Origin of the sequence: Amycolatopsis sp. NPDC098790, assembly GCF_044759945.1 — a bacterium.
GTDB lineage: Bacteria > Actinomycetota > Actinomycetes > Mycobacteriales > Pseudonocardiaceae > Amycolatopsis.
This window is the reverse complement of sequence record NZ_JBIWAI010000001.1, coordinates 2,156,733-2,182,029: the sequence shown is the minus strand read 5'-3', so window position 1 is coordinate 2,182,029 and position 25,297 is coordinate 2,156,733. Positions and strand designations below refer to the sequence as shown.

The 25,297-nt window shown below is 69.2% G+C and carries 20 protein-coding genes; 10 read left to right on the top strand and 10 right to left on the bottom strand.

Going from position 1 to position 25,297, the window contains the following annotated elements; translation table 11 throughout:
- Window positions 1–38: 38 nt before the first annotated feature.
- On the top strand, window positions 39–2,381 hold the full coding sequence (locus tag ACIQWX_RS10955) for a bifunctional salicylyl-CoA 5-hydroxylase/oxidoreductase (RefSeq protein ID WP_400868165.1): 2,343 nt from the start codon (window positions 39–41) through the stop codon (window positions 2,379–2,381).
- Window positions 2,378–3,532 carry an acyl-CoA dehydrogenase family protein gene (locus ACIQWX_RS10950; RefSeq protein ID WP_400868163.1) on the top strand — a complete coding sequence of 385 codons (1,155 nt, stop codon included), beginning with the start codon at window positions 2,378–2,380 and terminating at the stop codon, window positions 3,530–3,532. The genes ACIQWX_RS10955 and ACIQWX_RS10950 overlap by 4 nt, the downstream gene beginning before the upstream one ends.
- Before the next feature lie 205 nt (window positions 3,533–3,737).
- Here the strand turns inward: ACIQWX_RS10950 and ACIQWX_RS10945 are convergent, their stop codons facing one another.
- From ACIQWX_RS10945 to ACIQWX_RS10905, 9 genes are all read right to left on the bottom strand, one after another.
- Window positions 3,738–4,364 carry a DUF2306 domain-containing protein gene (locus ACIQWX_RS10945; RefSeq protein ID WP_400869524.1) on the bottom strand — a complete coding sequence of 209 codons (627 nt, stop codon included), beginning with the start codon at window positions 4,362–4,364 and terminating at the stop codon, window positions 3,738–3,740.
- A gap of 56 nt (window positions 4,365–4,420) precedes the next feature.
- Window positions 4,421–5,131, bottom strand: a complete 711-nt coding sequence (locus ACIQWX_RS10940) for a DUF2306 domain-containing protein (RefSeq protein ID WP_400868161.1) — start codon at window positions 5,129–5,131, stop codon at window positions 4,421–4,423.
- 122 nt (window positions 5,132–5,253) lie between these two features.
- Window positions 5,254–6,657 (bottom strand): GH1 family beta-glucosidase, encoded by a 1,404-nt coding sequence (locus ACIQWX_RS10935; protein WP_400868159.1) that lies wholly within the window; start codon window positions 6,655–6,657, stop codon window positions 5,254–5,256.
- Window positions 6,658–6,699: 42 nt separating this feature from the next.
- A complete protein-coding gene (locus tag ACIQWX_RS10930; RefSeq protein ID WP_400868157.1) occupies window positions 6,700–7,695 on the bottom strand; it encodes an ABC transporter ATP-binding protein in 996 nt (331 codons plus the stop codon).
- Complete coding sequence (locus ACIQWX_RS10925; RefSeq protein WP_400868155.1) at window positions 7,692–8,675, bottom strand: ABC transporter permease; 984 nt, start codon at window positions 8,673–8,675, stop codon at window positions 7,692–7,694. Before ACIQWX_RS10925 ends, ACIQWX_RS10930 begins: the two co-directional genes overlap by 4 nt.
- A gap of 1 nt (window position 8,676) precedes the next feature.
- Window positions 8,677–9,657, bottom strand: coding sequence for an ABC transporter permease (locus tag ACIQWX_RS10920; RefSeq protein ID WP_086672166.1), 981 nt, complete (start codon window positions 9,655–9,657; stop codon window positions 8,677–8,679).
- Window positions 9,654–10,757 (bottom strand): ABC transporter ATP-binding protein, encoded by a 1,104-nt coding sequence (locus tag ACIQWX_RS10915; RefSeq protein WP_400868150.1) that lies wholly within the window; start codon window positions 10,755–10,757, stop codon window positions 9,654–9,656. Before ACIQWX_RS10915 ends, ACIQWX_RS10920 begins: the two co-directional genes overlap by 4 nt.
- A 14-nt stretch (window positions 10,758–10,771) precedes the next feature.
- The gene (locus tag ACIQWX_RS10910; protein ID WP_400868148.1) at window positions 10,772–12,442 is read right to left on the bottom strand and encodes an ABC transporter substrate-binding protein; all 1,671 of its coding nucleotides are present in this window, start codon (window positions 12,440–12,442) and stop codon (window positions 10,772–10,774) included.
- Window positions 12,443–12,648: 206 nt separating this feature from the next.
- Window positions 12,649–13,836, bottom strand: a complete 1,188-nt coding sequence (locus ACIQWX_RS10905; RefSeq protein WP_400868146.1) for an ROK family protein — start codon at window positions 13,834–13,836, stop codon at window positions 12,649–12,651.
- Between the two features lie 132 nt (window positions 13,837–13,968).
- Between ACIQWX_RS10905 and ACIQWX_RS10900 the strand changes: the two genes are divergently transcribed.
- The 6 genes from ACIQWX_RS10900 to ACIQWX_RS10875 all read left to right on the top strand — a co-directional run bounded on the left by ACIQWX_RS10900 (window position 13,969) and on the right by ACIQWX_RS10875 (window position 22,408).
- Window positions 13,969–15,198 (top strand): ROK family protein, encoded by a 1,230-nt coding sequence (locus ACIQWX_RS10900; protein ID WP_400868144.1) that lies wholly within the window; start codon window positions 13,969–13,971, stop codon window positions 15,196–15,198.
- Between the two features lie 724 nt (window positions 15,199–15,922).
- Window positions 15,923–17,170: an RICIN domain-containing protein gene (locus ACIQWX_RS10895; protein ID WP_400868142.1), complete on the top strand. Its 1,248-nt coding sequence runs from the start codon at window positions 15,923–15,925 to the stop codon at window positions 17,168–17,170.
- Window positions 17,171–17,247: 77 nt separating this feature from the next.
- Window positions 17,248–18,315, top strand: a complete 1,068-nt coding sequence (locus ACIQWX_RS10890; protein WP_400868140.1) for an RICIN domain-containing protein — start codon at window positions 17,248–17,250, stop codon at window positions 18,313–18,315.
- Window positions 18,312–20,165, top strand: a complete 1,854-nt coding sequence (locus tag ACIQWX_RS10885; protein ID WP_400868138.1) for a ricin-type beta-trefoil lectin domain protein — start codon at window positions 18,312–18,314, stop codon at window positions 20,163–20,165. The genes ACIQWX_RS10890 and ACIQWX_RS10885 overlap by 4 nt, the downstream gene beginning before the upstream one ends.
- On the top strand, window positions 20,162–21,526 hold the full coding sequence (locus ACIQWX_RS10880; protein WP_400868136.1) for a ricin-type beta-trefoil lectin domain protein: 1,365 nt from the start codon (window positions 20,162–20,164) through the stop codon (window positions 21,524–21,526). The genes ACIQWX_RS10885 and ACIQWX_RS10880 overlap by 4 nt, the downstream gene beginning before the upstream one ends.
- Before the next feature lie 222 nt (window positions 21,527–21,748).
- Window positions 21,749–22,408 (top strand): DNA alkylation repair protein, encoded by a 660-nt coding sequence (locus ACIQWX_RS10875; RefSeq protein ID WP_400868134.1) that lies wholly within the window; start codon window positions 21,749–21,751, stop codon window positions 22,406–22,408.
- Here ACIQWX_RS10875 and ACIQWX_RS10870 read toward each other — a convergent pair whose 3' ends face one another.
- Complete coding sequence (locus ACIQWX_RS10870) at window positions 22,409–23,131, bottom strand: GntR family transcriptional regulator (protein WP_400868132.1); 723 nt, start codon at window positions 23,129–23,131, stop codon at window positions 22,409–22,411. It lies immediately after the preceding gene.
- Between the two features lie 115 nt (window positions 23,132–23,246).
- Here ACIQWX_RS10870 and ACIQWX_RS10865 point away from each other — a divergent pair, with 115 nt between their 5' ends.
- Window positions 23,247–24,491 (top strand): MFS transporter, encoded by a 1,245-nt coding sequence (locus ACIQWX_RS10865; protein ID WP_400868130.1) that lies wholly within the window; start codon window positions 23,247–23,249, stop codon window positions 24,489–24,491.
- An 11-nt stretch (window positions 24,492–24,502) separates the two neighbouring features.
- Complete coding sequence (locus ACIQWX_RS10860) at window positions 24,503–25,297, top strand: putative hydro-lyase (RefSeq protein WP_400868128.1); 795 nt, start codon at window positions 24,503–24,505, stop codon at window positions 25,295–25,297.

The following is a 25,297-nucleotide window of genomic DNA, read 5'->3' as shown; positions in this document are numbered from 1 at the left end:
ATTGACGGTCGTACCGCTGACGACATATCCTCGACGACGTGCGTATCGCGGTCATCGGTGGCGGCCCGGCGGGTCTGTACTTCGCCGCGCTCGCGAAGCAGCTGGGTCCCGGCCACGAAATCACCGTCTGGGAACGCAACGCGCCGGACGACACGTTCGGCTTCGGCGTCGTGTTCTCCGACGAGACGCTCGGCGGCATCGAGCACGCCGACGCGGCCGTGCACGAGGCCATGAAGGCCGAGTTCGCGCGCTGGGACGACATCGACGTCCACTACCGCGGCACGGTCACCACCTCGGGCGGCCACGGTTTCGCCGCGATGAGCCGCAAGCGCCTGCTCGGCATCCTGCAGAGCCGCTGCGCCGAACTCGGCGTCGGCCTGCACTTCCAGGAGGAGGCGCCGGCCGACCTCTCGGGCTACGACCTGGTGATCGCCGCCGACGGCGTCAACTCGGCGATCCGGGCCCGGCACGCCGAGACGTTCCGGCCGAGCGTCGAGACCCGCCGCTGCCGCTACATCTGGCTGGGCACGGACCTCGTGTTCGACGCCTTCAAGTTCTACGTCCTCGAAACGCCGGCCGGGATCATGCAGATCCACGGCTACCCGTACGGCCGCGAGGGCAGCACGTTCATCCTCGAGGTGCAGGAGGACGTCTGGCAGCGGACGTTCGGGCCGATCGCGGCGACGTCGCTCCCGCCCGGCGAAAGCGACGAGAAGTCCATCGCGCTGATCCGCGAGCTGTGCGCCGACGTCCTGAGTGGACACCGGATCATGGCGAACAACTCGAAGTGGGTTTCGTTCGGCACCGTGCGCTGCGAGACGTGGGTGCACGACAACATCGTCCTGCTCGGCGACGCGGCGCACACCGCGCACTTCTCGATCGGCTCGGGCACCAAGCTGGCGATGGAGGACGCGCTCGCGCTGGCCGCGTGCCTGCACGAAAACGACGGCGTCGCGGCGGCGTTGAAGGCCTACGAGCTGGAGCGGCGGCCGGTCGTCACGTCGACGCAGCGTGCCGCGCAAGCCAGCCTGGAGTGGTTCGAGAACATCGCGCAGTACGCCCACCAGGAGCCGCCGCAGTTCGCGTTCAACATCCTCACCCGCAGCCGCCGCGTCACCTACGACAACCTCCGCCTGCGCGACCCGGAGTTCGCGGCCGAGCTGGACCACTGGTTCGCGCGGTCGCTGGGGACGACGTCGCGGCCGCCGATGTTCCAGCCGTTCTCCTTGGGTGGTCTCGAGCTGCCCAACCGGATCGTCGTGTCCCCGATGGACATGTACTCCGCTGTGGACGGTGTTCCGGGTGACTTCCACCTGGTGCACCTGGGCGGCAAGGCGCTCGGCGGGGCCGGGCTGGTGATGACGGAGATGGTGTGCGTCTCCCCCGAAGGCCGGATCACGCCTGGCTGCGGGGGTTTGTACACGGCCGAGCAGGAAGCGGCGTGGAAGCGCGTCGTCGACTTCGTGCACGCGCAGTCGTCTTCTCGAATCGGTGTCCAATTGGGACACTCGGGCCGCAAGGGCTCGACGAAGCTGATGTGGGACGGCATCGACGAGCCGTTGCCGTCGGACAACTGGGAGGTCTGCGGACCTTCGGCTTTGCCGTACTCGTCGCGGAACCAGGTGCCGCGTGAACTGTCCACATCGGAACTCGCGGAGATCCGTTCGCAGTTCGTCTCGTGCGCGAAAGCTGCCGCCCGCGCCGGGTTCGACGTCCTCGAACTGCACTGCGCGCACGGGTACCTGCTGTCGTCCTTCCTCTCACCGTTGACCAACCAGCGGACCGATTCCTACGGTGGCTCACTGGAGAACCGGCTGCGGTTCCCGCTCGAAGTGTTCGACGCCGTGCGCGCGGTCTGGCCCGCCGAGCGGCCGATGACGGTCCGGATCTCGGCGACCGACTGGTGCGAGGGCGGCGTCGACGCCGACGAGGCTGTCGAGATCGCGCGCGCGTTCGCTGCCCACGGGGCCGCGGGCATCGACGTCTCGACCGGCCAGGTCGTCAGCGAGGAGAAGCCGCAGTACGGCCGCAGCTTTCAGACACCGTACGCCGACCGGATCCGCAACGAGATCGGGCAGGAGTACGGCATCGCGGTGATCGCCGTGGGTGCGATTTCGTCGTACGACGACGTCAACTCGCTGATCCTGGCCGGCCGCGCGGACCTCTGCGCATTGGGCCGCACGCACCTCTACGATCCACAGTGGACTCTGCACGCGGCGGCCGAGCAGGGGTACCCGATGCCGTGGCCGAAGCCGTTCGCCGCCGGCAGCCGCAAGCCACAGACGGGCCGCAGCGACGGGCCCGAACCGCGTCTCGACCTCGTCCGCTCCGGGCCGACGGGGACCGCCCATGCCCGCTGGCGTCCGGGAGCCTCGTCATGACCTTCACCCTCGATCCCGACCAGCAGGCGTTCGCCGCCGAGGTCCGCCGGCTGGGCGCGGAGCAGCTGCGTCCGCTCGCCGAGTCCGGTGTGGAGGGTGCGGTGAACCGGCCGCTCCTCAAGGAGATGGGCGCGCTCGGGCTGCTCGCTCGGCTCTTCCCCGGCGTCGCTTCGGGATCGCCTTCCCGTCAAGCGGCCGCGACGGACTTGTGCATCCTGCGGGAGAACCTGGCCACGGTGAACACGGAGGCCGAGACGGCGCTCGCGTTGCAGGGCTTGGGAAGTTACCCGATCTTGCAGTCCGGACAGGACAGTCAGGTCACGAAGTGGCTGCCTGCGGTCGCGGCCGGCGACGCGGTGGCGGCGTTCGCGCTGACGGAGCCGGACGCGGGTTCGGACGCGGCGGCGCTGTCCCTGGCCGCGGAACCCGACGGCGACGGCTGGCGCTTGACGGGCTCGAAGATGTGGATCTCGAACGCCCCGGAGGCCGACTTCTACACGGTGTTCGCACGCACGACCCAGGGAGCGGGCTCGCGCGGGGTGAGCGCGTTCGTCGTCCCGGCCGACCGCCCGGGCCTGGGCGGCGAGCACCTGGACCTGGTGAGCCCGCACCCGATCGGCACAGTGACGTTCGACGGCGTCGAGGTCCGGCGCGAGGAGTTGCTCGGCGAGGAGAACCGCGGGTTCGCGGTGGCGATGCGAACGCTGGACCTGTTCCGCCCGAGCGTCGGAGCGTTCGCCGTCGGAATGGCCCAGGCAGCGCTGGACGCCAGCGTTTCGTATACGAGTCAACGTGAAGCATTCGGCGGCCCGTTGATCAAGCAGCAGGCGGTGGCGCACGCATTGGCGGAGATGGCAACGCGCACGGAGGCGGCGCGGCTGCTGGTCTACGCGGCGGCGGGAGCGTACGACGCGGGTGAGCAGAACCTGGGCGGCCGCGCGGCGATGGCGAAGCTGTTCGCGACGGAGGCCGCGCAGTTCGTCGTGGACTCGGCGGTCCAGCTGCACGGCGCCCGCGCCTTGCGACGCGGGCACCTGCTGGAGCATTTGTATCGCGAGGTCCGCGCGCCCCGGATTTACGAAGGGGCCTCGGAGATCCAGCGGACGATCATCGCCCGCTGGCTGGCTTCCGGTCGAACCACCACCGGCTGAGCACTCAGCCTCACCCTTGCCCGCCACCCGCGACCCCACGTCTAGCCCGGCCTCCCGCCCGGCAACACGGCCTCACCGCACCGGCCCGCTCCCTCACGGGCCGGCGGTCCAGCCACCACCGGCTGAGCACTCGACCCCCAGCCTCACCCTGCCCACCACCGGCAACCCCACGTCTCGCCCGGCCTCGCGCCCGACAGCACAGCCCTCACCGCACCCCGGCCCGATCCCTCACCGGCCGCCGGTCCAGCCACCACTGGCTGAGCAGCAGCAAGGTGAGCACGCTCATCGTGCCGGCCAGCGTCGACGCGGTCTGGAACAGCACCGCCTGGTCGGGGTAGTGCGGGGCGAGGGTCAGGAACGCGATCGGCGCGTAGACCCGGCTGAGCAGGGTGTTCATCGCCATCGCGAAGCTGCGGACCATCCACCGGCGGTGGTCGGCGTACCGGCCCTGCCGGACCGCGCGGAAGCCGGCGACGGTGAACCCGAGCCACAGCAGCGCCGCGACGACGTTCAGCACGCCGGCCGCCGGGCCGAACGGGCTCGCCAGGGCGATGGTCAGCGCCAGGAGCGCGGACGGGATCGCGCCGGCGAAGACGTAGACGCGGCCGACCCGGCGGTGGACGACCGGGTGCGTGCGCCGCAACCACGGCCAGACCTGCAGGATCACACCGACGATGGCGATGGTGCCGAACAGGATGTGCCCGACGAGGAACCCGTAGTGCGCGGCGAACCCCGGCGGCGCGGGCACGCGGGACTGGGCGGGGTCCAGCGTCAGGTAGGGCGGAACCGAGTAGGCGAGGAAGGCGGCGACCAGCAGCGCCAGTGGCGCCACCCACGGCCGCCGCCACCAAGCCTTGGCCGCCGGTCTCGCGTCCGGCAGGGTGGCCGTCATCGCGCACCGACGGGTTTCCGCGCGGGCCGGTGCTCCAGGATCAGCTGGCTGACGATCACCGCGAAGGCCAGCCCGCCCCACGACGAGATCGCCCCGACGCTCTGGCTGAACGCCAGCTCGCTGCCGCCGAACGTGGTCGGGATCTGCGGTTCCAGGATGATCATCGCGATCGGCGAGATCACGCGGTTGACGATGATCGAGAAGGTCAGCGTCACGCTGCGGATCATCCACTTGCGGTGGTCGCCGAAGCGCCGCTCGCGCACCGCCCGCCAGCCGGCGATGGTGCACCCGATCCACAGCACCGCGGCGAGCACGTCGCTGACGCGCGTGACCGGGCCGAACGGGCTCTGCGACCCGATCGTCAGGGCCATCAGCCCCGAGGGCAGCACGCCGGCGAAGACGTACGCGCGGCCGACGTTGCGGTGGATCACCGGGTGCGTCCGCCGCAGCCAGGGCCAGATCTGCAGGACGGCGCCACCCATGGCGATCGAGCCGAAGACGACGTGCCCGACGAGGAACCAGTAGTGCGCCGGGAAGCCATCGGGCTGCGGCACCCGCGACTGCGCGGGGTCGAGCGCCAGGTACGGGGGCAGCGAGAAGGACAGGAAAGCCAGCACGAGCAGGGCCAACGGGCCGATCCAGGGCCGTCGCCACCAGGCCTTTCGCGCCGTCTGAGGTACGGGCCGGGCCGCAGTTCGGACTGCCATGATTCCCCTCCGTCGTCGGGATCCGTCCCATCCGACGTTAGGGGTTGACGAGCGGCGCGAACCATGGTGCGAACCACCGACCCGGGGTGGGGTGTACCCCACCCCCGATCGAGTGACCCCGCTCAGCTGCCGCGGACTCGCCGCACCGTGTCGCGGTAGAAGTAGCCGCTCTGCTTGATCGTGCGCTCCTGCGTCTCGTAGTCCACCCGGATCAACCCGAACCGCTTCGCGTACCCGTACGCCCACTCGAAGTTGTCCAAAAGGGACCAAGCGAAGTACCCACGCACATCAGCACCCGCCTCACGCGCCGCCGCGACAGCAGCGATGTGCGACGCCAAGTACGCCGTCCGCTGCTCGTCGCGGACGAACCCCGACGAGTCCGGGTCGTCGTCGAACGCCGAGCCGTTCTCCGTGATGTACATCGGCAAGCCCGGGTAATCACGACCCAAGCGCGTCAACAACTCCGTGAACTTGCCCGGCAGGATCTCCCAGCCCATCGCCGTCGTCGGCTCGCCGAACGGGACCAGCCGCGATGCCGGGACGCCTTCGTCGTCCACCGACGAGCCGTTCTCGTCCACCCCCGAGAACTGCTGGCCGAAGTAGTAGTTCACGCCCAGGAAGTCCAGCGGCGTCGAGATCACCGAAAGGTCGCCGTCCTGGATCGGGAGACGCACCCCGCGTGACGCCAGGTCGTCCACCACGTCCTCCGGGTACTCCCCGCGCACCAGCGGGTCCAGGTAGATCCGGACGCCGAGGCCATCCGCCTGCCTCGCCGCGCGGACGTCCTCCGGAGAGTCCGTCGCCGGGTCCGCCGTGCACATGTTCAGCGTGATGCCGAACTCCGTGTCGGCCGGCGCTGCCTCGCGCATCCGCTGCGTCGCGAGCCCGTGGCCCAGCAGCAGGTGGTGCACCGCGTGCAGTCCCGCCGCGTAGTCACGCCGCCCCGGCGCCATCACGCCGTGCACGTACCCGTGCATCGCCGAGCACCACGGCTCGTTCAACGTCGTCCAATGCCGGACGCGGTCGGAAAGCCGGTCAAACACCAGCATCGCGTAGTCCGCGAACCGGTACGCCGTGTCGCGCGCCGGCCAGCCGCCCGCGTCCTCCAGCTCCTGCGGGAGGTCCCAGTGGTACAGCGTCAGCCACGGCGTGATCCCGCGGCTCAGCGTTTCGTCGACCAGCCGGTCGTAGAACCCGATCCCGGCTTCGTTGACGCCGCCGCGGCCGCGCGGCTGAACCCGGGGCCACGCCACGGAAAACCGGTAGGTGTCCGCGCCCAGTTCGCGCACCAGCTCGATGTCCGACGGCATCCGGTGGTAGTGGTCGCAGGCGACGTCACCGTTGTCGTTGTTGTCGATCGCCCACGGGACCTGGCAGAAGGTGTCCCAAATGGACGGAGTGCGCCCGTCTTCCGCGACCGCGCCTTCGATCTGGTACGCGGCGGTGGCGACGCCCCAGCGGAAGTCCGGCGGCAGCGAGTCGATCAGCGCCTGCTGTTCGGCGGTCGCGGCGGTGGTCTCGGTCAAGGCGGGTCTCCTCCAGGTGGGACCGGATAGGACAGACGGCGTTCAGGGGGTGGCGACCGGGTGCAGGAAGCAAGCCACTTCCCGCGAAGCGTCGCCGCCGGGCAAGCCCAGCACGGGCACCTTCGAGTCGCACGGCTCGAAGGCCTTGGGGCACCGCGGGTGGAACGCGCAGCCGGCCGGCATCCCGCGCGTGTCCGGCGGCGACCCCGGGATCCCCGCCAGCTCGCGGCGCGGCCCGCGCAGCGCGGGGAACGAGTTCAGCAGGCCGAAGCTGTACGGGTGCAGCGCGTCCCGGTAGAGCGCCGACGCCGGCGCCTGCTCGACGATCCGGCCGCCGTACATGATCGCGATCCGGTCCGAGAACTCGACCAGCAGCGAAAGGTCGTGCGTGATGAACAGAACCGAGAAGCCGAGCCGTTCCCGCAGTTCCACGAGCTGGCCCAGGATCTGCCGCTGCATGACGACATCGAGCGCGGTCGTCGGCTCGTCCATGATGACGATCCGCGGTTCGAGCGCCAGCGCCATCGCGATCATCACGCGCTGGCGCATGCCGCCGGACAGCTGGTGCGGGTACGCCTCCAGCCGGTCGGCCGAAATCCCGACCAGCTTGAGCAGGTCACGGGCCCGCGCCACCCGGCTCTCGCGAGTCGACCGCGGCTCGTGCGCCTTGATGACGTCGACGAGCTGCGTGACGACCTTGTGCACCGGGTTGAGCGAGTTCATCGCGCCTTGGAACACAATGGACGTTTCGGCCCACCGGAAGCCGCGCAGCTGCTTGTCGGTCAACCGGAGGACGTCGTACGGTTCGCCGTCCGCGGGGTGGTAGATCACCTGACCGCCGCGGATCACGCCCGGCGGCGCAAGCAGCCGCGTCAGCCCGTAGGCCAAAGTGGACTTCCCGCTGCCGCTTTCCCCGGCCAGGCCGAGGACTTCGCCGCGGTGCAGCGTCAGGTGCACGTCCCGGACCGCGCGCACGGCCTCGTCGCCGACGCCGTAGTCGACGTCGAGGCCCTTGATCTCCAGTACCGGGTCCATCATGGCTTTTCCTCTCGCCCGAGCACGGGCGTGAAGCCCACCCGCATGCGGTGCGTCTTCCCGTCGGCGCCGCGCACGCGGGCCTTGCCGCTGCCGCGCAGCCGCGGGCTGACGAACTCGTCGATGCCGAAGTTGAGCAGGGACAACGCCGTGCCGAGGATCGCGATCGCCAGCCCGGCCGGCACGAACCACCACCACGCGCCCTGCGCGAGGGCCTGTTGGCTCTGCGCCCAGAACAGGATCGTGCCCCAGTTCCAGTTGGACAGTCCCGAGACGCCGACGAACGCGAGCGTGATCTCCGACATCACCGCGAAGATCACCGTGCCGACGAAGCTGGACGCGATCACCGCGGTCAGGTTCGGCAGGATCTCGAAGAAGATGATCCGCCACGTCGACTCGCCGGTCGCCCGCGCGGCTTCGACGTATTCCCTGCCTCGCAACGAAAGCGTCTGCGCTCTCAGGACTCGCGCGCCCCACGCCCACGACGTGAAGCCGATGATGACGGCCACCAGGTAGTCGCCGCCGGTGGGCACCGCGCTGCCGATGATGATGATCAGCGGCAGCGCCGGGATCACCAGGAACACGTTGGACAGTGCGGACAGCCCTTCACCGGGCGTCCCGCCGAGGTAGCCGGACGTCACGCCGACGAGCACGGCGAGGATCGTCGCCACGATCCCGGCGGTCAGCCCGACGAGCATGACGCTGCGCGTGCCGACCACGACCTGGCTGAAGATGTCCTGGCCGAGGTGGGTGGTGCCGAACCAGTGCCGTCCCGACGGCGCTTCCATCAGGTCGTTGCTGCGCGCCGACGGGTCGAACGGCGCGATCCAGTCGCCGATGACCGCGATCACCACGAAGAAGACGATGACGGCGAGCCCGGTGACCGTCTTGCCGCCGGTCAGGAAGCGGAACCGCTTCCGGCGCACGACGGCGTCGACGGGGAGGGCTTGGGCGGCTTTGACGTCCGCCGCGGGTACAGCCACGTCAGCCCTCCTTCCGGGTGCGCGGGTCGAGCGCGAGGTAGGCGACGTCGGCGAACAGGTTGGCCACCAGCACCGACAGCGTGATGATCAGGAAGATGCCCTGCATCAGCGGGTAGTCCTGCGAGCCGACCGCCTGGAACAGCTGGTAGCCGACACCCGGGTAGGAGAAGACGATCTCCACGAGCAGCGTGCCGCCGACGATGAACCCCAGCGCCAGCGCGAAGCCGGACACGCTGGGCAGCAACGCGTTGCGTGCCGCGTACCCGACCATCACCCGGCGTTCGGGCAAGCCCTTGGCGTGCGCGACCGTGACGTAGTCCTCCGACGCGACGGTGACCATCATGTTGCGCATGCCCAGGATCCAGCTGCCCATCGAGCTGATCAGGATGGTCAGCGCGGGCAGCAGGCTGTGCTGGATCGCGCTGCCGATGAACGTGCCGTCCCAGCCGGGCACCGTGCCGGGGTCGTAGCCGCCGGACGACGGGAAGAAGCTGCCCGGGCCGGCCAGCAGCGTCAGCGCGATCAGGCCGAGCCAGAAGTACGGGATCGACGAGAGGAACGTCGTCACCGGCAGCAGCCCGTCGACCCACGAGCCGCGCTTCCAGCCGGCGACCACGCCGAGCCCGGTGCCGAGCGCGAAGCCGACGATCGTGGTGATGCCGACCAGGATGATCGTCCACGGCAGACTGTCGCTCAGCAGGTCGGACACCGGCGACGGGAAGAACGTGAACGACACGCCGAGGTCGCCGCGGAAGAGCTGGCCCCAGTAGTCGAAGTACTGGGAGATCAGGCTTTCGTTCTTGTCGAGTCCGAAGAGGACGTACAGCGACTGGACCGCGTCCTGGCTGATCATGCCCTGGTTCTTGGCGATCAGCGACTGCACCGGGTCGCCCGGGATCATCCGCGGGATGAAGAAGTTGATGGTGACGGCGGCCCAGGCCGTGAAGACGTAGAAGGCCAGCCGTTGCAGCAGGTACCTCATCGGGCGGCCCCGTCGTACAGCCAGCACGCGGCCCAGTGACCGGGCGCGTCGTCGACCTCGAACCGCGGCGGCAGGTCGGTCTTGCACCGCTCCATCGCCACCGGGCAGCGCGGGTGGAACCGGCAGCCGGACGGCGGGTCGATCAGGCTCGGCGGCTCGCCCGCCCCGCGCTCGGCCGGCACCTCGCCGGGGTCGAGCTCGGCCGCGCCGCCGACCAGCCGGTCGGGATCGGGAGCGGAGTCGATGAGCAGCCGCGTGTACGGGTGGGCCGGGCGCTGCGTGATGGTCTCGCTGTCGCCGCCCTCGACCATCCGGCCGGCGTACATCACCATCGTCTCGTCGGCGAAGTAGCGCGCCGACGCGATGTCGTGCGTGATGTACAGGATCGCCAGGTGCAGCCGTTCCTTGAGGTCCCGCAACAGGTTCAGCACGCCGAGCCGGATGGAGACGTCCAACATGGACACCGGCTCGTCGGCCAGCAGCGCCTCCGGGTCGGCACCGAGCGCCCGCGCGATCGCGACGCGCTGGCGCTGCCCACCGGACAGCTCGTGCGGGAACTTGTCGATGTACCGCTCCGGCGGCGTCAGCTGGACGCGGGAAAGCAGGTCGTGCAACGACTTTTCGAGGTCGTCGCCCGCGCGGCCGTGGATTTTCAGCGCCCGCGTCAGGTGGTAGCGCACGGTGTGCACCGGGTTCAGCGACGCGAACGGGTCCTGGAAGATCATCTGGACCCGCCGGGCGTAGGCGCGGAACGTCCGGCCGTGCTTGATGTTCACCGTCTCACCGTGCAGCCGGATGTCGCCACCGGTGCGCGGGTAGAGGCCCGCGAGCAGGCGGGCGACCGTCGACTTGCCCGAGCCGGACTCGCCGACGAGCGCGGTGACGCGGCCCCGCCGGAGCGTCAAGGTGACGTCGTCGACGGCCTGGACCGCGCGGCGCGGGCCGGTCAGCGCGGCCCGGCCCTTGCGGCGGACCGGGAAGTGTTTCGTGAGTCCCGCCGCCTCGAGAACGACGGGGAGGTCCCCCTCCGACCCGACGGCGATGGGGTCGGAGGGGGCGGGGGCGGCCGCGTCGCCGCGGCCGTCCCCGTGTTCCGTCATCACTGAATCCGCCATCAGGCCGCGGGCTTCAGGTGCAGGACGATGTCGAGCGCGTTGCGCAGCGTGGGCTGCGCCGGGCCGTACGGGTTGGCCTCGTCCGGCCAGCCGACCCAGTTCTTCGTGCTGTACTCGCCACCGGAGTTGGCCGCCGAGGTCGGGACCATCGGCTGCTGGTCGATCATGATCTTCTGCAGCGTCGCCATGGCGGCGGTGCGGGCGGCGTCGTCCTCGGCGTTGGCGTAGGTCTCGAGCGCCTTGGTCGCCTCGTCGTTCTTGAAGCGGCCGTAGTTGCCGTTGATGCCGCCCTGGCCGGTCGGCTTGTAGCGGCTGCCGTCCATGACGTCGCGGTACATGTCGTACGGCGTCGCACCGTCGTTGGTCCAGTGCATCAGGCCTTCGAAGTCACCGGTGTCGACCGACTTGATCCACGCGTCCTGGTTCATCTTCTCGACCGTGGCGGTGATGCCGATCTGCGCCAGGTTGTCCTTGATGATCTCCAGGTCGGTGATGTAGTCCGACCAGCCGGACGGGACGGTCAGCTTTATCGTGACCGGCTTGCCGCTCGGGTCGGCCAGCTTGTCGCCGTTGAACTTGTAGCCCGCGCCGGTCAGCAGCGACTTCGCGCCCGGGACGTCGACCTGGACCGTCTTGCCCTTGTACTCCGGCGCGATGAACGAGTCGCCCGCCGGCGTCGGGATGCCGGTGATCTGGTCGTTCTTCGGGTAGAAGTAGCCGGCCTCGCCCTGGTTGAAGATGTCGTCGCGGTTGATCACCTTGCTGACCGCCTGACGCAGCTTCGCGTCGTTCCACGGGGCCTTCTCGGTGTTGAACCACAGGCCGTGCACGGCCAGCTGCGCCGGGAACCACAACTTGTAGTGCTGCGGGTCCTTGTTGGTGTAGACGGCCTTGTAGTTCGGGATGAAGACGAAGCTCCACTCCGACGCCCCGCTGACCAGCGCCGCGACCTGCGCGTTGTTGTCGGTGTAGGAGGTGTAGCGGATCTCCTTGACCTTCGGTGCTTCCTGCCAGTAGCCGGTGTCGCGCCGGGTGACGATCATCGTCTGCGGCGTGAACGACTTGAGCGTGTACGGCCCGGTGCCGATCGGGTTCTTCACGGTGTCGAGCGCCGGGTCCTTGACCGACTGCCACACGTGCTTCGGCACGACGAGCGTCTGCAGGATCTTGAGCTGGTTGACGAACTGCGAGGTCTCGAAGCCCAGCGTCACCTGGTTGCCGGCCGCGGCGATGTCCTTGTACGGCACGGCGTCGACGTTCAGCGCCTTGTTGTCGCGCAGCAGCTGGAACGTGTAGGCGACGTCGTCGCCGGTCATCGGCTGGCCGTCGGAGAACTTGACGCCGTCACGGACGGTCAGGACCAGCTTCTTGTAGTTGTCCGACCAGTCCCACTTGGTCGCCAGCCACGGCTTGCCCGGCTCCTGCGGCTTGACGCGGTTGTGCATGACGAGGGGCTCGTAGATCATCCACCGGTACCCCATGTTCGACAGGGCGGACGTCTCGAGGAACGGGTTGTTGTTCTCCGATTGCGGGCCGTCGGGCTTGCCCACGTTGAGCACCTGGTCCGGGTTGCTCTGCGCGGCGTTCGAACTGCCGCCCGAACACGCTGTCAGGCCTCCGAGGGCCATGACGGCCACCAGCGCTGCGACGATGGAGCGCTTGACTCGCATCGTTCCTCCTAGTCATCGACGACGTGCGTAAGTGTCGACTGGTAGCGAGCCCCGACCGCCGGCGACCGAACGACGCCCAGAAGTCAACCCGGGTGACTCGGGTCACGTCAATAACACGGCGGTAACGTTTTGTACCTAAGTTTAAGTACTAAAAGAACTGGCGGTCTGGACCTGTCGCCGTGATTACTCCTTGCGATGCAAGGGAATCAGCCGGTCCGGCCGCCGTTCGCGAGCAGTTCCGCGATCGGCAGCGTCGCCGCGCCGAGCGCGACGGCGTCCAGCCCGAGGCTGCCGAGGACGACCTCGGTGCGCCCGGCGAGGTAGCCGAGCGCGTGCCGGCCCACCGCGTCGCGCACGGCGGGCAGGATCGCCTGCCCCATGATCGCCCCCGCCGAGCCGGAGAGCACCACCCGGTCCGGGCTGAGCAGGTTGATCAGGTTCGCGATGCCGATCCCGAGGTACTCGCCGGTCTCCGCGAGGACGTCGGCCGCGGGGCCCTCGACGTCGGCCTCGGCCACGATCCGGGCCAGTTCGTTGTCGCTTTCGTCCCCGATGACCGGTTGCTTGCCGACGCGGTCGGCGTAGTGCCGGACGACGGCCTCGGTGCCGACGTAGGCCTCCAGGCAGCCGTGCGAGCCGCACCGGCAGGCCGCCCCGCCCGCCTTGACGACGGTGTGGCCCCACTCGCTGGTGGTGATGCCGGGGTGCGACGGCCCGGCGGTCGCGACGGCGGCCCCGACGCCCACGCCGAGCAGGGCGACGATGGCGCGTTCGGCGCCTCGCCCGGCCCCGCGCCAGGCCTCGACCTGCCCCAGGGTGCGGGCGCGGTTGTCGAGGTGGAGGGGCGCCTGGATGTGCGGGTGGATGAGGTCAGCGAAGGCGACACCGCGCCAGCCGAGGGTGGGCGCGTGCACGATCCCGCCGTCGCGGACGGCGCCGGGTACGCCGATGCCGACGCCGAACACCGCGTCCGGTTCGCCCCCTTCGAGCACTTCCGCGATGCCGGTTCGCACCAAACCGGCCACTTCGTCCGGGTCGAGCCGGGTGCCGACGAGCGGGTGGCGCACCGTCCCGAGCGTCCCGAGCGCGCAGTCGAACAGGCCGACCTCGACGTGCGTCTCGCCGACGTCGACGCCGACGACGTTCCCGAAGCCGGGCCTCACGGCGAGCAGCGTCCGCGGCCGCCCGCCGTCGGATTCGACCGAGCCGGCTTCCTCGACGACGCCGTCGGCGATGAGCTCGGAGACGACGTTGGTAACGGTGGCGGCCGACAGTCCCGATTCAGCTACTAGTTCCAGCCTGCTGACGGGACCGCGGAGGTAGAGGGAGGACAGGAGTGCCGCGCGGTTGTGCCGCCGGAGGTCTCGAGTTGTCTGGCGTACCACCTGGGTCACCTGGGGGATTCTGCCAGACGCTGCCCATGTCACTATGGGTTCGGGACTTAGTTCACCACTTAATACATAGCCACAACTTACGGTGATCAGGCATCCTGGTCGCAGCCGGTAAGAGTTTCAGATGGGTTGCCCATGGCGAGCAAGCGCACCACCGTCCGTGATCTGCGGCGGCACAACCGTTCCCTGCTGCTGTCGAAACTGTACTTCGACGGCCCGCTGTCGCGGCACGAACTGAGCCAGCTCACCGGATTGAGTGCGGCAACGGTCAGCAACGTGACGGCCGAACTGGGCGAGGAGCGCCTCATCACGGAGGCGGGCCAGGTGGAATCGGACGGCGGCCGGCCCCGGGTCCTGCTGCGCGTCGACCCGGCGTACGGCTACGTCGCAGGCGTGGACATCGGCGAGACGGGCGTCAAGGTGGAGCTGTTCGACCTGGCGATGACCCGCCTGGCGACGGTCGACCACCCCCTCCCGAAGGCCCCGGACCCGGCAACGGCGGTCGAGCAGGTGACGTCGGGACTGCGCGAGGTGTTCGCGGATTTCGAAGACGCGAGCGTGCTGGGGGTCGGAATCGGCGTACCGGGCACGGTCGAGCAGGGATCACGGGTGCTGGTCCACGCGCCAACGGTGGGCTGGGACGCGGTGCCGCTGGTATCGCTGCTGCAGGAGGCGGGGGTGTCGCTCCCGCTGTTCGTGGACAACGGGGCGAAGACGCAGGGCCAGGCGGAGATGTGGTTCGGCGCGGGCCGAGGGGCGCGCCACGCGGTGATAGCCCTGATCGGCTCGGGCGTCGGAGCAGCGGTGGTGACGGACGGAACGACGTACCGAGGGTCGACGAGCAGCGCGGGCGAGTGGGGCCACACAACGATCGCGTACGGAGGAAACCAGTGCCGCTGCGGCGCGCTGGGCTGCCTGGAGGCGTACATCGGCGCGGGCGGGGTGCTGGCGAGGTACCGGAAGGTGCGGGGGAAAGAGGTCCCGGGCGAGGACGAGCAGGCCCAGTTCGCGGCACTGCTGGAGGCGGCCCCCCGTTCGAAGACGGCGGCCCGGGTACTGGACGAAACGGCCGGCTACCTGGGCGCGGGGATCGCGAACTTGATCAACTTGTTCAACCCGGAGCGCATAGTGATCGGCGGCTGGGCAGGGTTGGCGCTGGGCGAGCAGTTGCTGCCTCGAATCCGTTCGGCGGCAGGAGAGCACGCGCTGAGGCACCCGTTCAGCCAGACATCGATCCAGCTGGGCTCCCTGGGCTTGGACGCGGTGGCAACAGGAGCGGCAACGCTCCCGGTGGCGGACCTGCTGGAGCAGGGAGCAACTTCGAAGATCGCAAAGCCAGGAGCACCAGACTCAGACGCGGCCTGAAGCGGACAGCGAGCCACGCCAGACCAAGGGGATCTCGGCAAGCAACCCACGCCAGAACGCCAGACGCAAGGGGACAAGGAAACAGGCACCGACGAGGACCCAGACTCCCCCGCACCCCGATCCGAAGCCAGAACACGGCCGGCAGCACCGGGTCAAGGCATCTTTCCCGCCTTGACGCGGTGTTGCCGGCCGTAGTCACAATGACAGCTTCGGGGTGCCGGAGGGGCAACCAACCGGGACGGGCTTCGAGGTGCCAGAAGTAGCCCCCCGGAGCATCGCCGCGCCGAGCATCGCCCACCCTCCCGGGGGATCCGCCCCGCTCCAGCGTATCGAGCCCCCCCCGACGAAACCACCGGAGAGCCACCCGGCCGACCCTGGTTGTCCACAACTCGCCATCCCTGTGGACGGCCACCCCAACCACCCATGCCCCACTCACCGGGACCCACCGCAAGCAACCCTCTCCGCCACCTCCTCACCCTTAATTCGGGTTGAAAAAAAATGACCGTCCGACGGTTGCCCGGCTTGTCTGGACCATGCATACTTTGTTGCCAGACACAACAAAGACCCGTCGCCGCTCGCCAAGTCCCACCCCGCCCACGGACCGCGAGCGCCGGCGAAACGGTCGCGCCTGCCGCCGCCCCGGCATGCGAGGCCACCTCCCCCTCCCCGCGTTCCGTGCTGCGCGCGGAACGCCGTTCCCCCCACGGTGAGAGAGGCGACAACGATGTCCACCTCGTTCCAAAAAGCCCGAAAAGCCGGCAAAGCCAGAAAGAGAACAGCCGCGCTCTTCGCCGCGGCCTCCTTGCTCCTCCTCGGCCAGCAGGTCCTGACCCCAGTGGCGGCCGAAGCCGCCGCCACCTTCACCGACGACTTCAACGGCCCCGCCGGGTCCGCCGTCGACGGCTCGAAGTGGCAGCTCGAAACCGGCGACAACGTCAACAACCACGAGCGGCAGTACTACACCTCCGGCACCAACAACGCCCAGCTCGACGGCCAGGGCCACCTCGTCATCACCGCCAAGAAGGAAAACCCCGGCAACTACAACTGCTGGTACGGCCGCTGCGAGTACACCTCCGCGCGGATGAACACGGCCGGCAAGTTCAGCCAGGCCTACGGCCACTTCGAGACGCGCATGAAGCTCCCGCGCGGGCAGGGCATGTGGCCGGCGTTCTGGATGCTCGGCGGCGGCAACTGGCCGACCGACGGCGAGATCGACATCATGGAGAACGTCGGGTTCGAGCCGAACACCGTGCACGGCACCATCCACGGCCCCGGCTACTCCGGCTCCGGCGGCATCGGCGCGGCCTACAACGGCCCGAACTTCTCCGACGACTTCCACACCTACGCCGTCGACTGGTCGCCCAACCAGATCAAGTGGTACGTCGACGGCAACCTCTACCAGACGCGCACGCCGTCCGACCTGAACGGCAACCGCTGGGTCTACGACCACAACTTCTTCATCATCCTCAACCTCGCCGTCGGCGGGTACTGGCCCGGCGACCCGAACAGCAGCACGCAGTTCCCGCAGCAGCTGGTCGTCGACTACGTCCACGTCACCAACGACGTCGGCGGCGGCACCCCGCCGACCGGGCGCACCGGGCGGATCACCGGCATCGGCGGCAAGTGCGTCGACGTCGCCGGCGCGAACTCCGCCAACGGCACGCCGATCCAGATCACCGACTGCAACGGCAACGCGGCGCAGAACTGGACCATCGCGAGCGACGGCACGATCCGCGCCCTCGGCAAGTGCCTGGACGTCAGCGCCGCCGGCACCGCGGACGGGACACCGGTGCAGCTCTACGACTGCAACGGGACCGTCGCGCAGAAGTGGGCGATCTCCGGCGCCAAGGACATCGTGAACCCCAACGCGAACAAGTGCCTCGACGCCACCGGCAACTCGAGCGCGAACGGCACCCGTCTGCAGATCTGGACCTGCGGCGGCGGCGCCAACCAGAAGTGGACCACTCCCTGATCCATCCCCCCGGGTAGGCGGGCCCCGCCCGGCCCGCCTACCCGGCCCCCTTTCCTTTCCCCACGAGGAGAATCCCAGTGCGACGCATTTTCGTCGCGCTAATGGGGTGTGCCCTGTTAGCGCTTTCTTCCCTGACCTCCGGCTCCGCCCAAGCCGCCGTCGAGGCCGGTCCGTCCGCGAGCCAGCTGCTCGCGAAAACACAGACGTGCCAACAGATCTCGAACGGCAAGTATTCCTTCGACGAAGGCGGCGCGGCCACCGTGCCCGTCTGCCAGGCCAACGGCGCGGTGTTCTTCACCGCCGACATGGACATCGACTGCGACGGCGTCCGCACGTCGCAGTGCAACGAGCAGACCGACTGCTGCTTCTACCCCGACACCGCGTTCCACACGTCGACCGACCAGCCGCTCAACGCGGCCCAGCTGCCGTACATCGTGCTCCCGCAGCCGACGTCCACCTGGGACTACCGGAACTACGGCATCGACGGCGGTTCCGTCGTGGCGGTGATCTACAACAACCAGGTCACCTACGCCGTCGTCGGCGACACCGGTCCGACGAGCATCATCGGTGAGGCGTCGTACGCGACCGCCGTCAACCTCGGCATCAACCCGGACCCGTCCAACGGCGGCACCGAGGGCCCGGTGACGTACATCGTCTTCCCGAACACGCACGTCAACCCGATCGAAAACCACGCCAACGCCACGAGCCTCGGCGAGCAGGTCGCGACGCAGTTCGCCGGCGGCACCACGACCCCGCCCACCCAGAACGCCGGCCGGATCACCGGCGTCGGCGGCAAGTGCGTCGACGTCGCCGGCGCGAACAACGCCAACGGCACCGCCGTGCAGCTCTACGACTGCAACGGGTCGAACGCCCAGCAGTGGGCGGTGGGCACCGACGGAACCGTGAAGGCGCTCGGCAAGTGCCTCGACGTCACCAGCGCCGGCACCACCAACGGCACGCCGATCCAGCTGTGGGACTGCAACGGCAGCAACGCGCAGAAGTGGTCGGCCAACGGCTCGCAGAACCTCGTGAACGCCGGTTCCGGCAAGTGCCTCGACGCCACCGGCAACTCCAGTGCCAACGGGACCCGGCTGCAGATCTGGACCTGCGGCACCGGGGCGAACCAGAAGTGGACGCTGCCATGAAGAAACTGCTCACCCTGCTCGGCGTGACCGCGCTGGCCGCGGCCACCCTCGCCGCCCCAGCACAGGCCGCGGGCGAGACCGTGAACGTCTGGCTCACCACCACCGACGACGCCAAGGGCGTCAACGTCACCCGCGGCCTGCAGCAGCAGACGCCGATCAGCTTCGCCGCGGGCACCGGGACCGGCGGCCAGACCATCAACGTCAACGAAAACACGACGTACCAGCAGTTCGAGGGCGCCGGCGCGTCATTCACCGACTCCGCCGCGTGGCTGCTCAACTCGAGCAACCTGCTCAGCGCGAGCACCCGCAACCAGGTCATGCAGAAGCTGTTCGACCCGAACGCGGGCATCGGCATCAGCTTCCTGCGCAACCCGATCGGCGCGTCGGACATCGCGCGCTACAGCTACACGTTCGACGACGTGCCGGCCGGGCAGACCGACCCGAACCTGACGAAGTTCTCCATCGCGCACGACCAGACCGACGTCCTGCCGCTCACCAAGCAGGCGCTGCAGCTGAACCCGCAGATCAAGGTCATGGCGTCGCCGTGGAGCGCGCCGCCGTGGATGAAGGACAACGACAGCTACCTGCTCGGCTGGGTCGAATCGCAGTTCTACCCGGCCTACGCGCAGTACTTCGTCAAGTACGTCCAGGCCTACCAGGCCGCCGGCGTGCCGATCAACTACCTGTCCGTCCAGAACGAACCGACGTGCTGCGCGAGCTACCCGTCGACCAACTGGAACGGCGCCGGGCTGGCGTACTTCACCAAGAACAACCTGCTGCCCGCACTGCAGAACGCCGGTCTGTCCACAAAGGTCCTGGCCCTCGACTGGAACTGGGACCAGTACCAGTCCTTCGCCGCGCCCACGATGGACGACGCCGCGATCCGCAGCCACCCGAACTTCGGGGGCATGGCGTGGCACGGGTACGGCGGGAACGTCTCGCAGCAGACGACCGTGCACAACCAGTACCCGAGCGTCAACGCGTACTCGACCGAGCACTCCGGCGGCACCTGGGTGTCGAACCAGCAGGCCGAGGACATGACCAACATCGTCGACTACACGCGCAACTGGAGCCGCACGGTCACCAAGTGGAGCCTGGCGATGGACCAGGCGCACAACCCGCACAACGGCGGCTGCGACACCTGCACCGGGCTGGTGACCGTCCACAACGGAGACGGCCGCAACGGCCAGGTCGACTACACCGTCGAGTACTACACGATGGGCCACCTGACGAAGTTCGTGAAGCCGGGCGCGTACCGGATCGACTCGAACGACAACTCGACCGTCCGCAACGTCGCCTGGAAGAACCCGGACGGCTCGAAGGCGCTGATCGCGTACAACACCAGTACCGGCAACCAAAGCGTGCGCGTGAACTGGGGCAACTCGTCCTTCACCTACACGCTGCCCGGCCACACGTCGGCCACGTTCACGTGGAACGGCAACCAGGGCAACGGCGGCACCACCGGCAAGACCGGCCCGATCACCGGTCTCGGCGGCAAGTGCTTCGACGTCGCCGGTGCCAACAGCGCCAACGGCACGGCGGTCCAGCTCTACGACTGCAACGGCTCGGGCGCGCAGCAGTGGACGGTCGGCACCGACGGAACCCTGAAAGCGCTCGGCAAGTGCCTCGACGTGACAGGACAGTCCACAGCGGACGGTGCGCAGCTGCAGCTGTGGGACTGCGGCGGGACGGCCAACCAGAGGTGGGCGGCCACCGCGGCCAAGGACCTCGTCGGCGCGGGCTCGAACAAGTGCGTCGACGCGACCGGCAACTCCAGCGCCAACGGCACCCGGCTGCAGATCTGGACCTGCACCGGCGCCGCCAACCAGAAGTGGAACGTGCCCGCATGAAGAAACTCGCAGCATTCGGTGCTCTCGTAGCAGCAGCATCGGCGCTGGTGCTCGCCCCGGGCGTCGCGCAGGCGGCGACCGGCCCGATCACGGGCATCGCCGGCAAGTGCGTCGACGTCAGCGCGGCGAGCTCCGCCAACGGCACCGCGATCCAGCTGTACGACTGCAACGGCTCGGGCGCTCAACAGTGGACAGTCGGCTCCGACGGGTCCCTGCAGGCGCTGGGCAAGTGCCTGGACGTCACCAGCGCGGGCACCGCGAACGGCACCACGATCCAGCTCTGGGACTGCAACGGCTCCAACGCCCAGAAGTGGACGGCCAACGCGGCGAAGAACCTCGTCAACACCGGGTCGGGCAAGTGCCTCGACGCGACCGGCAACTCCAGCGCGAACGGGACGCGGCTGCAGATCTGGACGTGCGCGAGCACGGCCAACCAGCAGTGGACGCTCCCGTCCGGCGGCACCACCCCGCCGCCGACCGGGCCAGGCGTGATGGCCGTCGCGCCGTACCTCTACAACGGCTGGGGCAACCCGCCGAGCCCGCAGACGATCCAGAACGCCACCGGCGTCAAGTGGTTCACGCTGGCGTTCATCCTGTCCAACGGCTACTGCAACCCGATGTGGGACGGCGGCCGGGCGCTCACCGGCGGCGTCGACCAGAACACGATCAACGCGGTCCGCGCGGGCGGCGGCGACGTCATCCCGTCGTTCGGCGGCTACTCCGGCAACAAGCTGGAGTCGTCGTGCGGCAGCGCGGGCGAACTGGCGGCGGGCTACCAGAAGGTGATCAACGCCTACGGCCTCAAGGCGATCGACATCGACATCGAGGCCGACGCCTACAGCAACCCGACCGTCCAGCAGCGCACGGTCGACGCGCTGAAGACGGTGCGGGCGAACAACCCGGGCATCAAGCTGTACGTCACGTTCGGCACCGGACAGTCCGGTCCGGACAACAGCCTGGTGAACCGGGCGGCGCAGTCCGGACTGACGGTCGACGGCTGGGTCATCATGCCGTTCGACTTCGGCGGCGCCGGCCAGAACATGGGCACGCTGACCCAGCGCGCGGCCGAGGGGCTCAAGAACGTCGTCAAGTCGGCTTACGGCTACGACGACGACACGGCCTACCGGCACATGGGCATCTCGTCGATGAACGGCATCACGGACAACAACGAGACGGTCACGCTGAACGACTTCACGACCATCCTGGCCTATGCGAACCAGCACCACCTGGCCCGGTTGACGTTCTGGTCGGCCAACCGCGACCGCCCGTGCCCGGGCGCCTACCCGAACGACGACACGTGTTCGGGTGTTTCCCAGCAGGCGTGGGACTTCACGAGGATCTTCGCCCGCTACGCCGGCTGACCCCGGCAGGACGACGAAGGCCCGGCTCCGGCCGGGCCTTCGTGCGTTCGAAGGGCTGCCGGGCCGTGGCACTGGGGAGGCCCCGGCCCGGCAGCGGTGGGTTCCGCCGGCCGCTGGGGGTCTCCGGCGGCGAAACCGCTTTCGCAGGCTAGCGAGCCGGAGGCGAATTGGGGACCGTCAAAATGCCGGGGTGCCCGAACGGGCAGCCGTAGACTGGCCGCCGTGCCCGAACCGACAGTGGACGACGTGCTAGCCGAGCTGGCCGCCCTCGACGACCCCAAGGCCCGCGCGGTCAACGAAAAGCACGGTGACGACCACGGCGTCAACCTCTCCGAGCTGCGCGCGGTCGCGAAGCGGCTGAAGACGCAGCAAGACCTCGCGCGCGAACTCTGGGCCACCGACGACACGGCGGCCAAGCTCCTGGCGACGCTGATCTGCCGCCCGAAAGCGTTCGACCGCGACGAGCTGGACGCGATGCTCCGGACCGCGCGCACGCCCAAGGTCCACGACTGGCTCGTGAATTACGTGGTGAAGAAGAGCCCGCACGCCGAAGATCTGCGCCGGAAGTGGTTCAGTGATCCGGATCCCGTGGTCGCGAGCGCCGGCTGGGCGCTGACCACCGACCGCGTCGCGACGCACCCCGAAGACCTCGACGGCCTCCTGGACGTCATCGAGGAGGAGATGAAGGACGCCCCGGACCGGCTGCAGTGGGCGATGAACCACTGCCTGGCCCAGATCGGCATCGAGCACGAAGGCCACCGCGCACGGGCCGTCGAAATCGGCGAACGCCTCGAAGTCCTCAAGGATTACCCGACGCCGCCGAACTGCACGTCGCCGTTCGCGCCGGCTTGGATCGCCGAGATGGTGCGCCGCCGGTCGTAGCTATTCCGCCGCGACCGCGGCCCGGGCCGCTTCGGCGCGGTCCGCATAAGCGCCGACCAGCTGTTCCTCGGCGTCCTCGAGGTACTTCATCAGCAGCTGCTCGGCGCCCGGGCCGTCGCCGGCCTCGAGGCGGTCCAGGATCTCGTGGTTGCGCGGCAGGTAGCGCTCGTGGAAGCGCCGCGGCTCGGCCATGATGTGGAAGACCAGCCGCAGCTCGGCGGTCAGCCGCCCGACCAGCTCGTTGACGCGCTCGCTGCCGGACAGTGCGGCCAGCTCCTGGTGGAACCACACGTTCGCGGTGCCGAGGTCCTTCCAGTTCCCGGTGCGCGCGGCCTCGTCGCCGATCTCGACCTTCTCCTTGATCCGCTGGAAGTTCGCCGGCTTCGCCGTCACCCCGCGGACCGCGGCGCACTCGATGATCTTGCGGACGCGGTAGATGTCGACGACGTCCTCGACGCTGGGGATGCGGACGAAGACGCCGCGGTTGAGCTCGTGGGCGACCAGCCGCTCGTGCGTGAGCAGCCGGAACGCCTCGCGCAGCGTGTTGCGGGAGACGCCGAGCGCGTTGCCGATGTCCTGCTCCGACAGCCGGCCGCCGGGCAGGAAGAAGCCCTCGGCGATGCGCTTGCGCAGGACGCCGGCGACGCGCTCGGCCGTGCTCTGGCGGCTGACCAGGCCCCGGTCGGCCTCCAGGCCGGGGAGCCCGCTGTCTTCGATGACCACGCCCACGATGGTACCCGTCACACTGAGGACGATGTAATTGCCGTCTTGTGGAATTGTTCAACAATCTCTACTGTGTGAGGCACGCCACGATGAGACACTGGCCAGGAGGTGCCCCATGACTGCGACAACTGCTACCGAGGCCCGGCCGTTCGACTGGTTCCGCACGCTCGGCAAACGCGGGCGCCGCGCTTTCGTGGGCGCCTTCGGCGGATACGGGCTGGACTCGTTCGACTACCAGACCCTGCCGCTCGGCCTGGCCGCGATCACCGCGTACTTCGGCATATCCAGCGGGGAAGCCGGCCTGCTCGGCACGACGACGCTGGTCGTGTCGGCCGTCGGCGGGGTCGGCGCCGGCATGCTGGCCGACCGGATCGGCCGCGTCCGCACGCTGCAGATCACCATCGCGATGTACACGATCTTCACCGTGCTCTGCGGCTTCGCGCCGAACTTCGAGACGCTGCTGGTGTTCCGCGCCCTGCAGGGCCTGGGCTTCGGCGGCGAGTGGGCGGCCGGCGCCGCGCTGGTCGCGGAGTACTCGCAGGCCAAGTACCGCGGCCGGACCGTGGCGTTCGTGCAGAGCGCGTGGGCGGTCGGCTGGGGCCTGTCGGTGATCGTCTACACGGTCGTGTTCAGCGTCGCGAGCGACGACGTCGCCTGGCGGATCATGTTCTGGACCGGCGTCATCCCCGCGCTGCTCGTGCTGTGGGTCCGCAAGAGCGTCAAGGACGCGCCGCGCGCCGAGGAACGCCTCAAGACCGAACGCCCGAAGGGCACCCTCGGCCAGATCTTCAAGGCCGACCTGCTGCGCACCACGTTCTTCGCCGCGCTGCTCGCCACCGGCGTCCAGGGCGGGTACTACACGATTTCGACGTGGCTGCCGTCCTACCTGAAGAAGACGCGCGAGCTGACCGTGATCGGCACCGGCGGCTACCTCGCGTTCCTCATCACCGGCGCGTTCGTCGGGTACGTCTGCGGCGGCTACCTCACGGACCTGATGGGGCGCAAGAAGACCTTCCTGACGTTCGCGCTGCTCTCGGCCGCGCTGATCGTCGCGTACACGCAGATCCCCAAGGGCGCCAACGGGCTCGTGCTCGTCCTCGGGTTCCCGCTCGGCTTCTCGATGTCCGCGATCTTCAGCGGCTTCGGCGCTTTCCTGGCGGAGCTGTACCCGACGGCGCTGCGCGGGACGGGACAGGGCTTCACGTACAACTTCGGCCGCGCGGTCGGCGCGATCTTCCCGACGGTCGTGGGTTTCCTCGGCGCGGGCGGCGCGATCGTGTTCGGCGCGCTGGGCTACGGCATCGCCGTGCTGGCGCTGCTGGGACTCCCGGAGACCCGGGGCATCGAACTCGTCGATTGAGGGGGATTCTCATGACGACCTTGGACGAACCCGCGACGTTCACGCCGGCGCAAGCGCGCGAAGCGTTCCGCCGCGGCACCGCCCGCCCCACCACGGGCTGGGCCAACGGCTTCACCCAGACCAACCTGATCGCCGTGCCCGAGGACTGGGCCTACGACGTCCTGCTGTTCTGCACCCGCAACCCGCAGCCGTGCCCGCTGCTCGACGTCACCGACCCCGGCGACCCGGAAACCCGGCTCGCCGCGGGCGCGGACCTGCGCACCGACCTGCCGCGCTACCGGATCTGGCAGAACGGCGTGCTGGCCGGCGAGGTGTCCGACGCGACCGGGCTGTGGCGCAGCGACATGGTCGCGTTCTCGATCGGCTGCAGCTTCACGTTCGAGACGGCCCTGGCCGCCGAGGGCGTTCCGCTGCGGCACGTCGACCAGGGCCGCAACGTCGCGATGTACGTGACGAACCGGCAGTGCGAACCCGCCGGGCGGCTGTTCGGCCCGATGGTCGTGTCGATGCGGCAGATCCCCGAGGACCGCGTCGACGACGCCGTCCGGGTCACCCGCGCGATGCCGGCCGTGCACGGCGGGCCCGTGCACATCGGCGACCCGCGGGCACTGGGCATCGAGGACCTGTCCCGGCCGGACTTCGGGGACCCGGTGGACGCGCGCCCCGGCGACGTCCCGGTGTTCTGGGCCTGCGGGGTCACGCCGCAGGCGGCGCTGATGGCGTCGCGGCCTCCCTTTGCGATCACGCACGCGCCGGGGTACATGTTCATCACGGACCGGCTCGACAGCGAATACCGGGTGGGCTGA

What these genes read in the sequence shown, in the direction of transcription:
- ACIQWX_RS10950 (WP_400868163.1), top strand. Translation starts at nt 2,378, where the DNA reads ATGACCTTCACCCTCGATCCCGACCAGCAGGCGTTCGCCGCCGAGGTC.
- ACIQWX_RS10940 (WP_400868161.1), bottom strand. Translation starts at nt 5,131, where the DNA reads ATGGCAGTCCGAACTGCGGCCCGGCCCGTACCTCAGACGGCGCGAAAG.
- ACIQWX_RS10930 (WP_400868157.1), bottom strand. Translation starts at nt 7,695, where the DNA reads ATGATGGACCCGGTACTGGAGATCAAGGGCCTCGACGTCGACTACGGC.
- ACIQWX_RS10920 (WP_086672166.1), bottom strand. Translation starts at nt 9,657, where the DNA reads ATGAGGTACCTGCTGCAACGGCTGGCCTTCTACGTCTTCACGGCCTGG.
- ACIQWX_RS10915 (WP_400868150.1), bottom strand. Translation starts at nt 10,757, where the DNA reads ATGACGGAACACGGGGACGGCCGCGGCGACGCGGCCGCCCCCGCCCCC.
- ACIQWX_RS10910 (WP_400868148.1), bottom strand. Translation starts at nt 12,442, where the DNA reads ATGCGAGTCAAGCGCTCCATCGTCGCAGCGCTGGTGGCCGTCATGGCC.
- ACIQWX_RS10900 (WP_400868144.1), top strand. Translation starts at nt 13,969, where the DNA reads ATGGCGAGCAAGCGCACCACCGTCCGTGATCTGCGGCGGCACAACCGT.
- ACIQWX_RS10895 (WP_400868142.1), top strand. Translation starts at nt 15,923, where the DNA reads ATGTCCACCTCGTTCCAAAAAGCCCGAAAAGCCGGCAAAGCCAGAAAG.
- ACIQWX_RS10885 (WP_400868138.1), top strand. Translation starts at nt 18,312, where the DNA reads ATGAAGAAACTGCTCACCCTGCTCGGCGTGACCGCGCTGGCCGCGGCC.
- ACIQWX_RS10880 (WP_400868136.1), top strand. Translation starts at nt 20,162, where the DNA reads ATGAAGAAACTCGCAGCATTCGGTGCTCTCGTAGCAGCAGCATCGGCG.
- ACIQWX_RS10865 (WP_400868130.1), top strand. Translation starts at nt 23,247, where the DNA reads ATGACTGCGACAACTGCTACCGAGGCCCGGCCGTTCGACTGGTTCCGC.
- ACIQWX_RS10860 (WP_400868128.1), top strand. Translation starts at nt 24,503, where the DNA reads ATGACGACCTTGGACGAACCCGCGACGTTCACGCCGGCGCAAGCGCGC.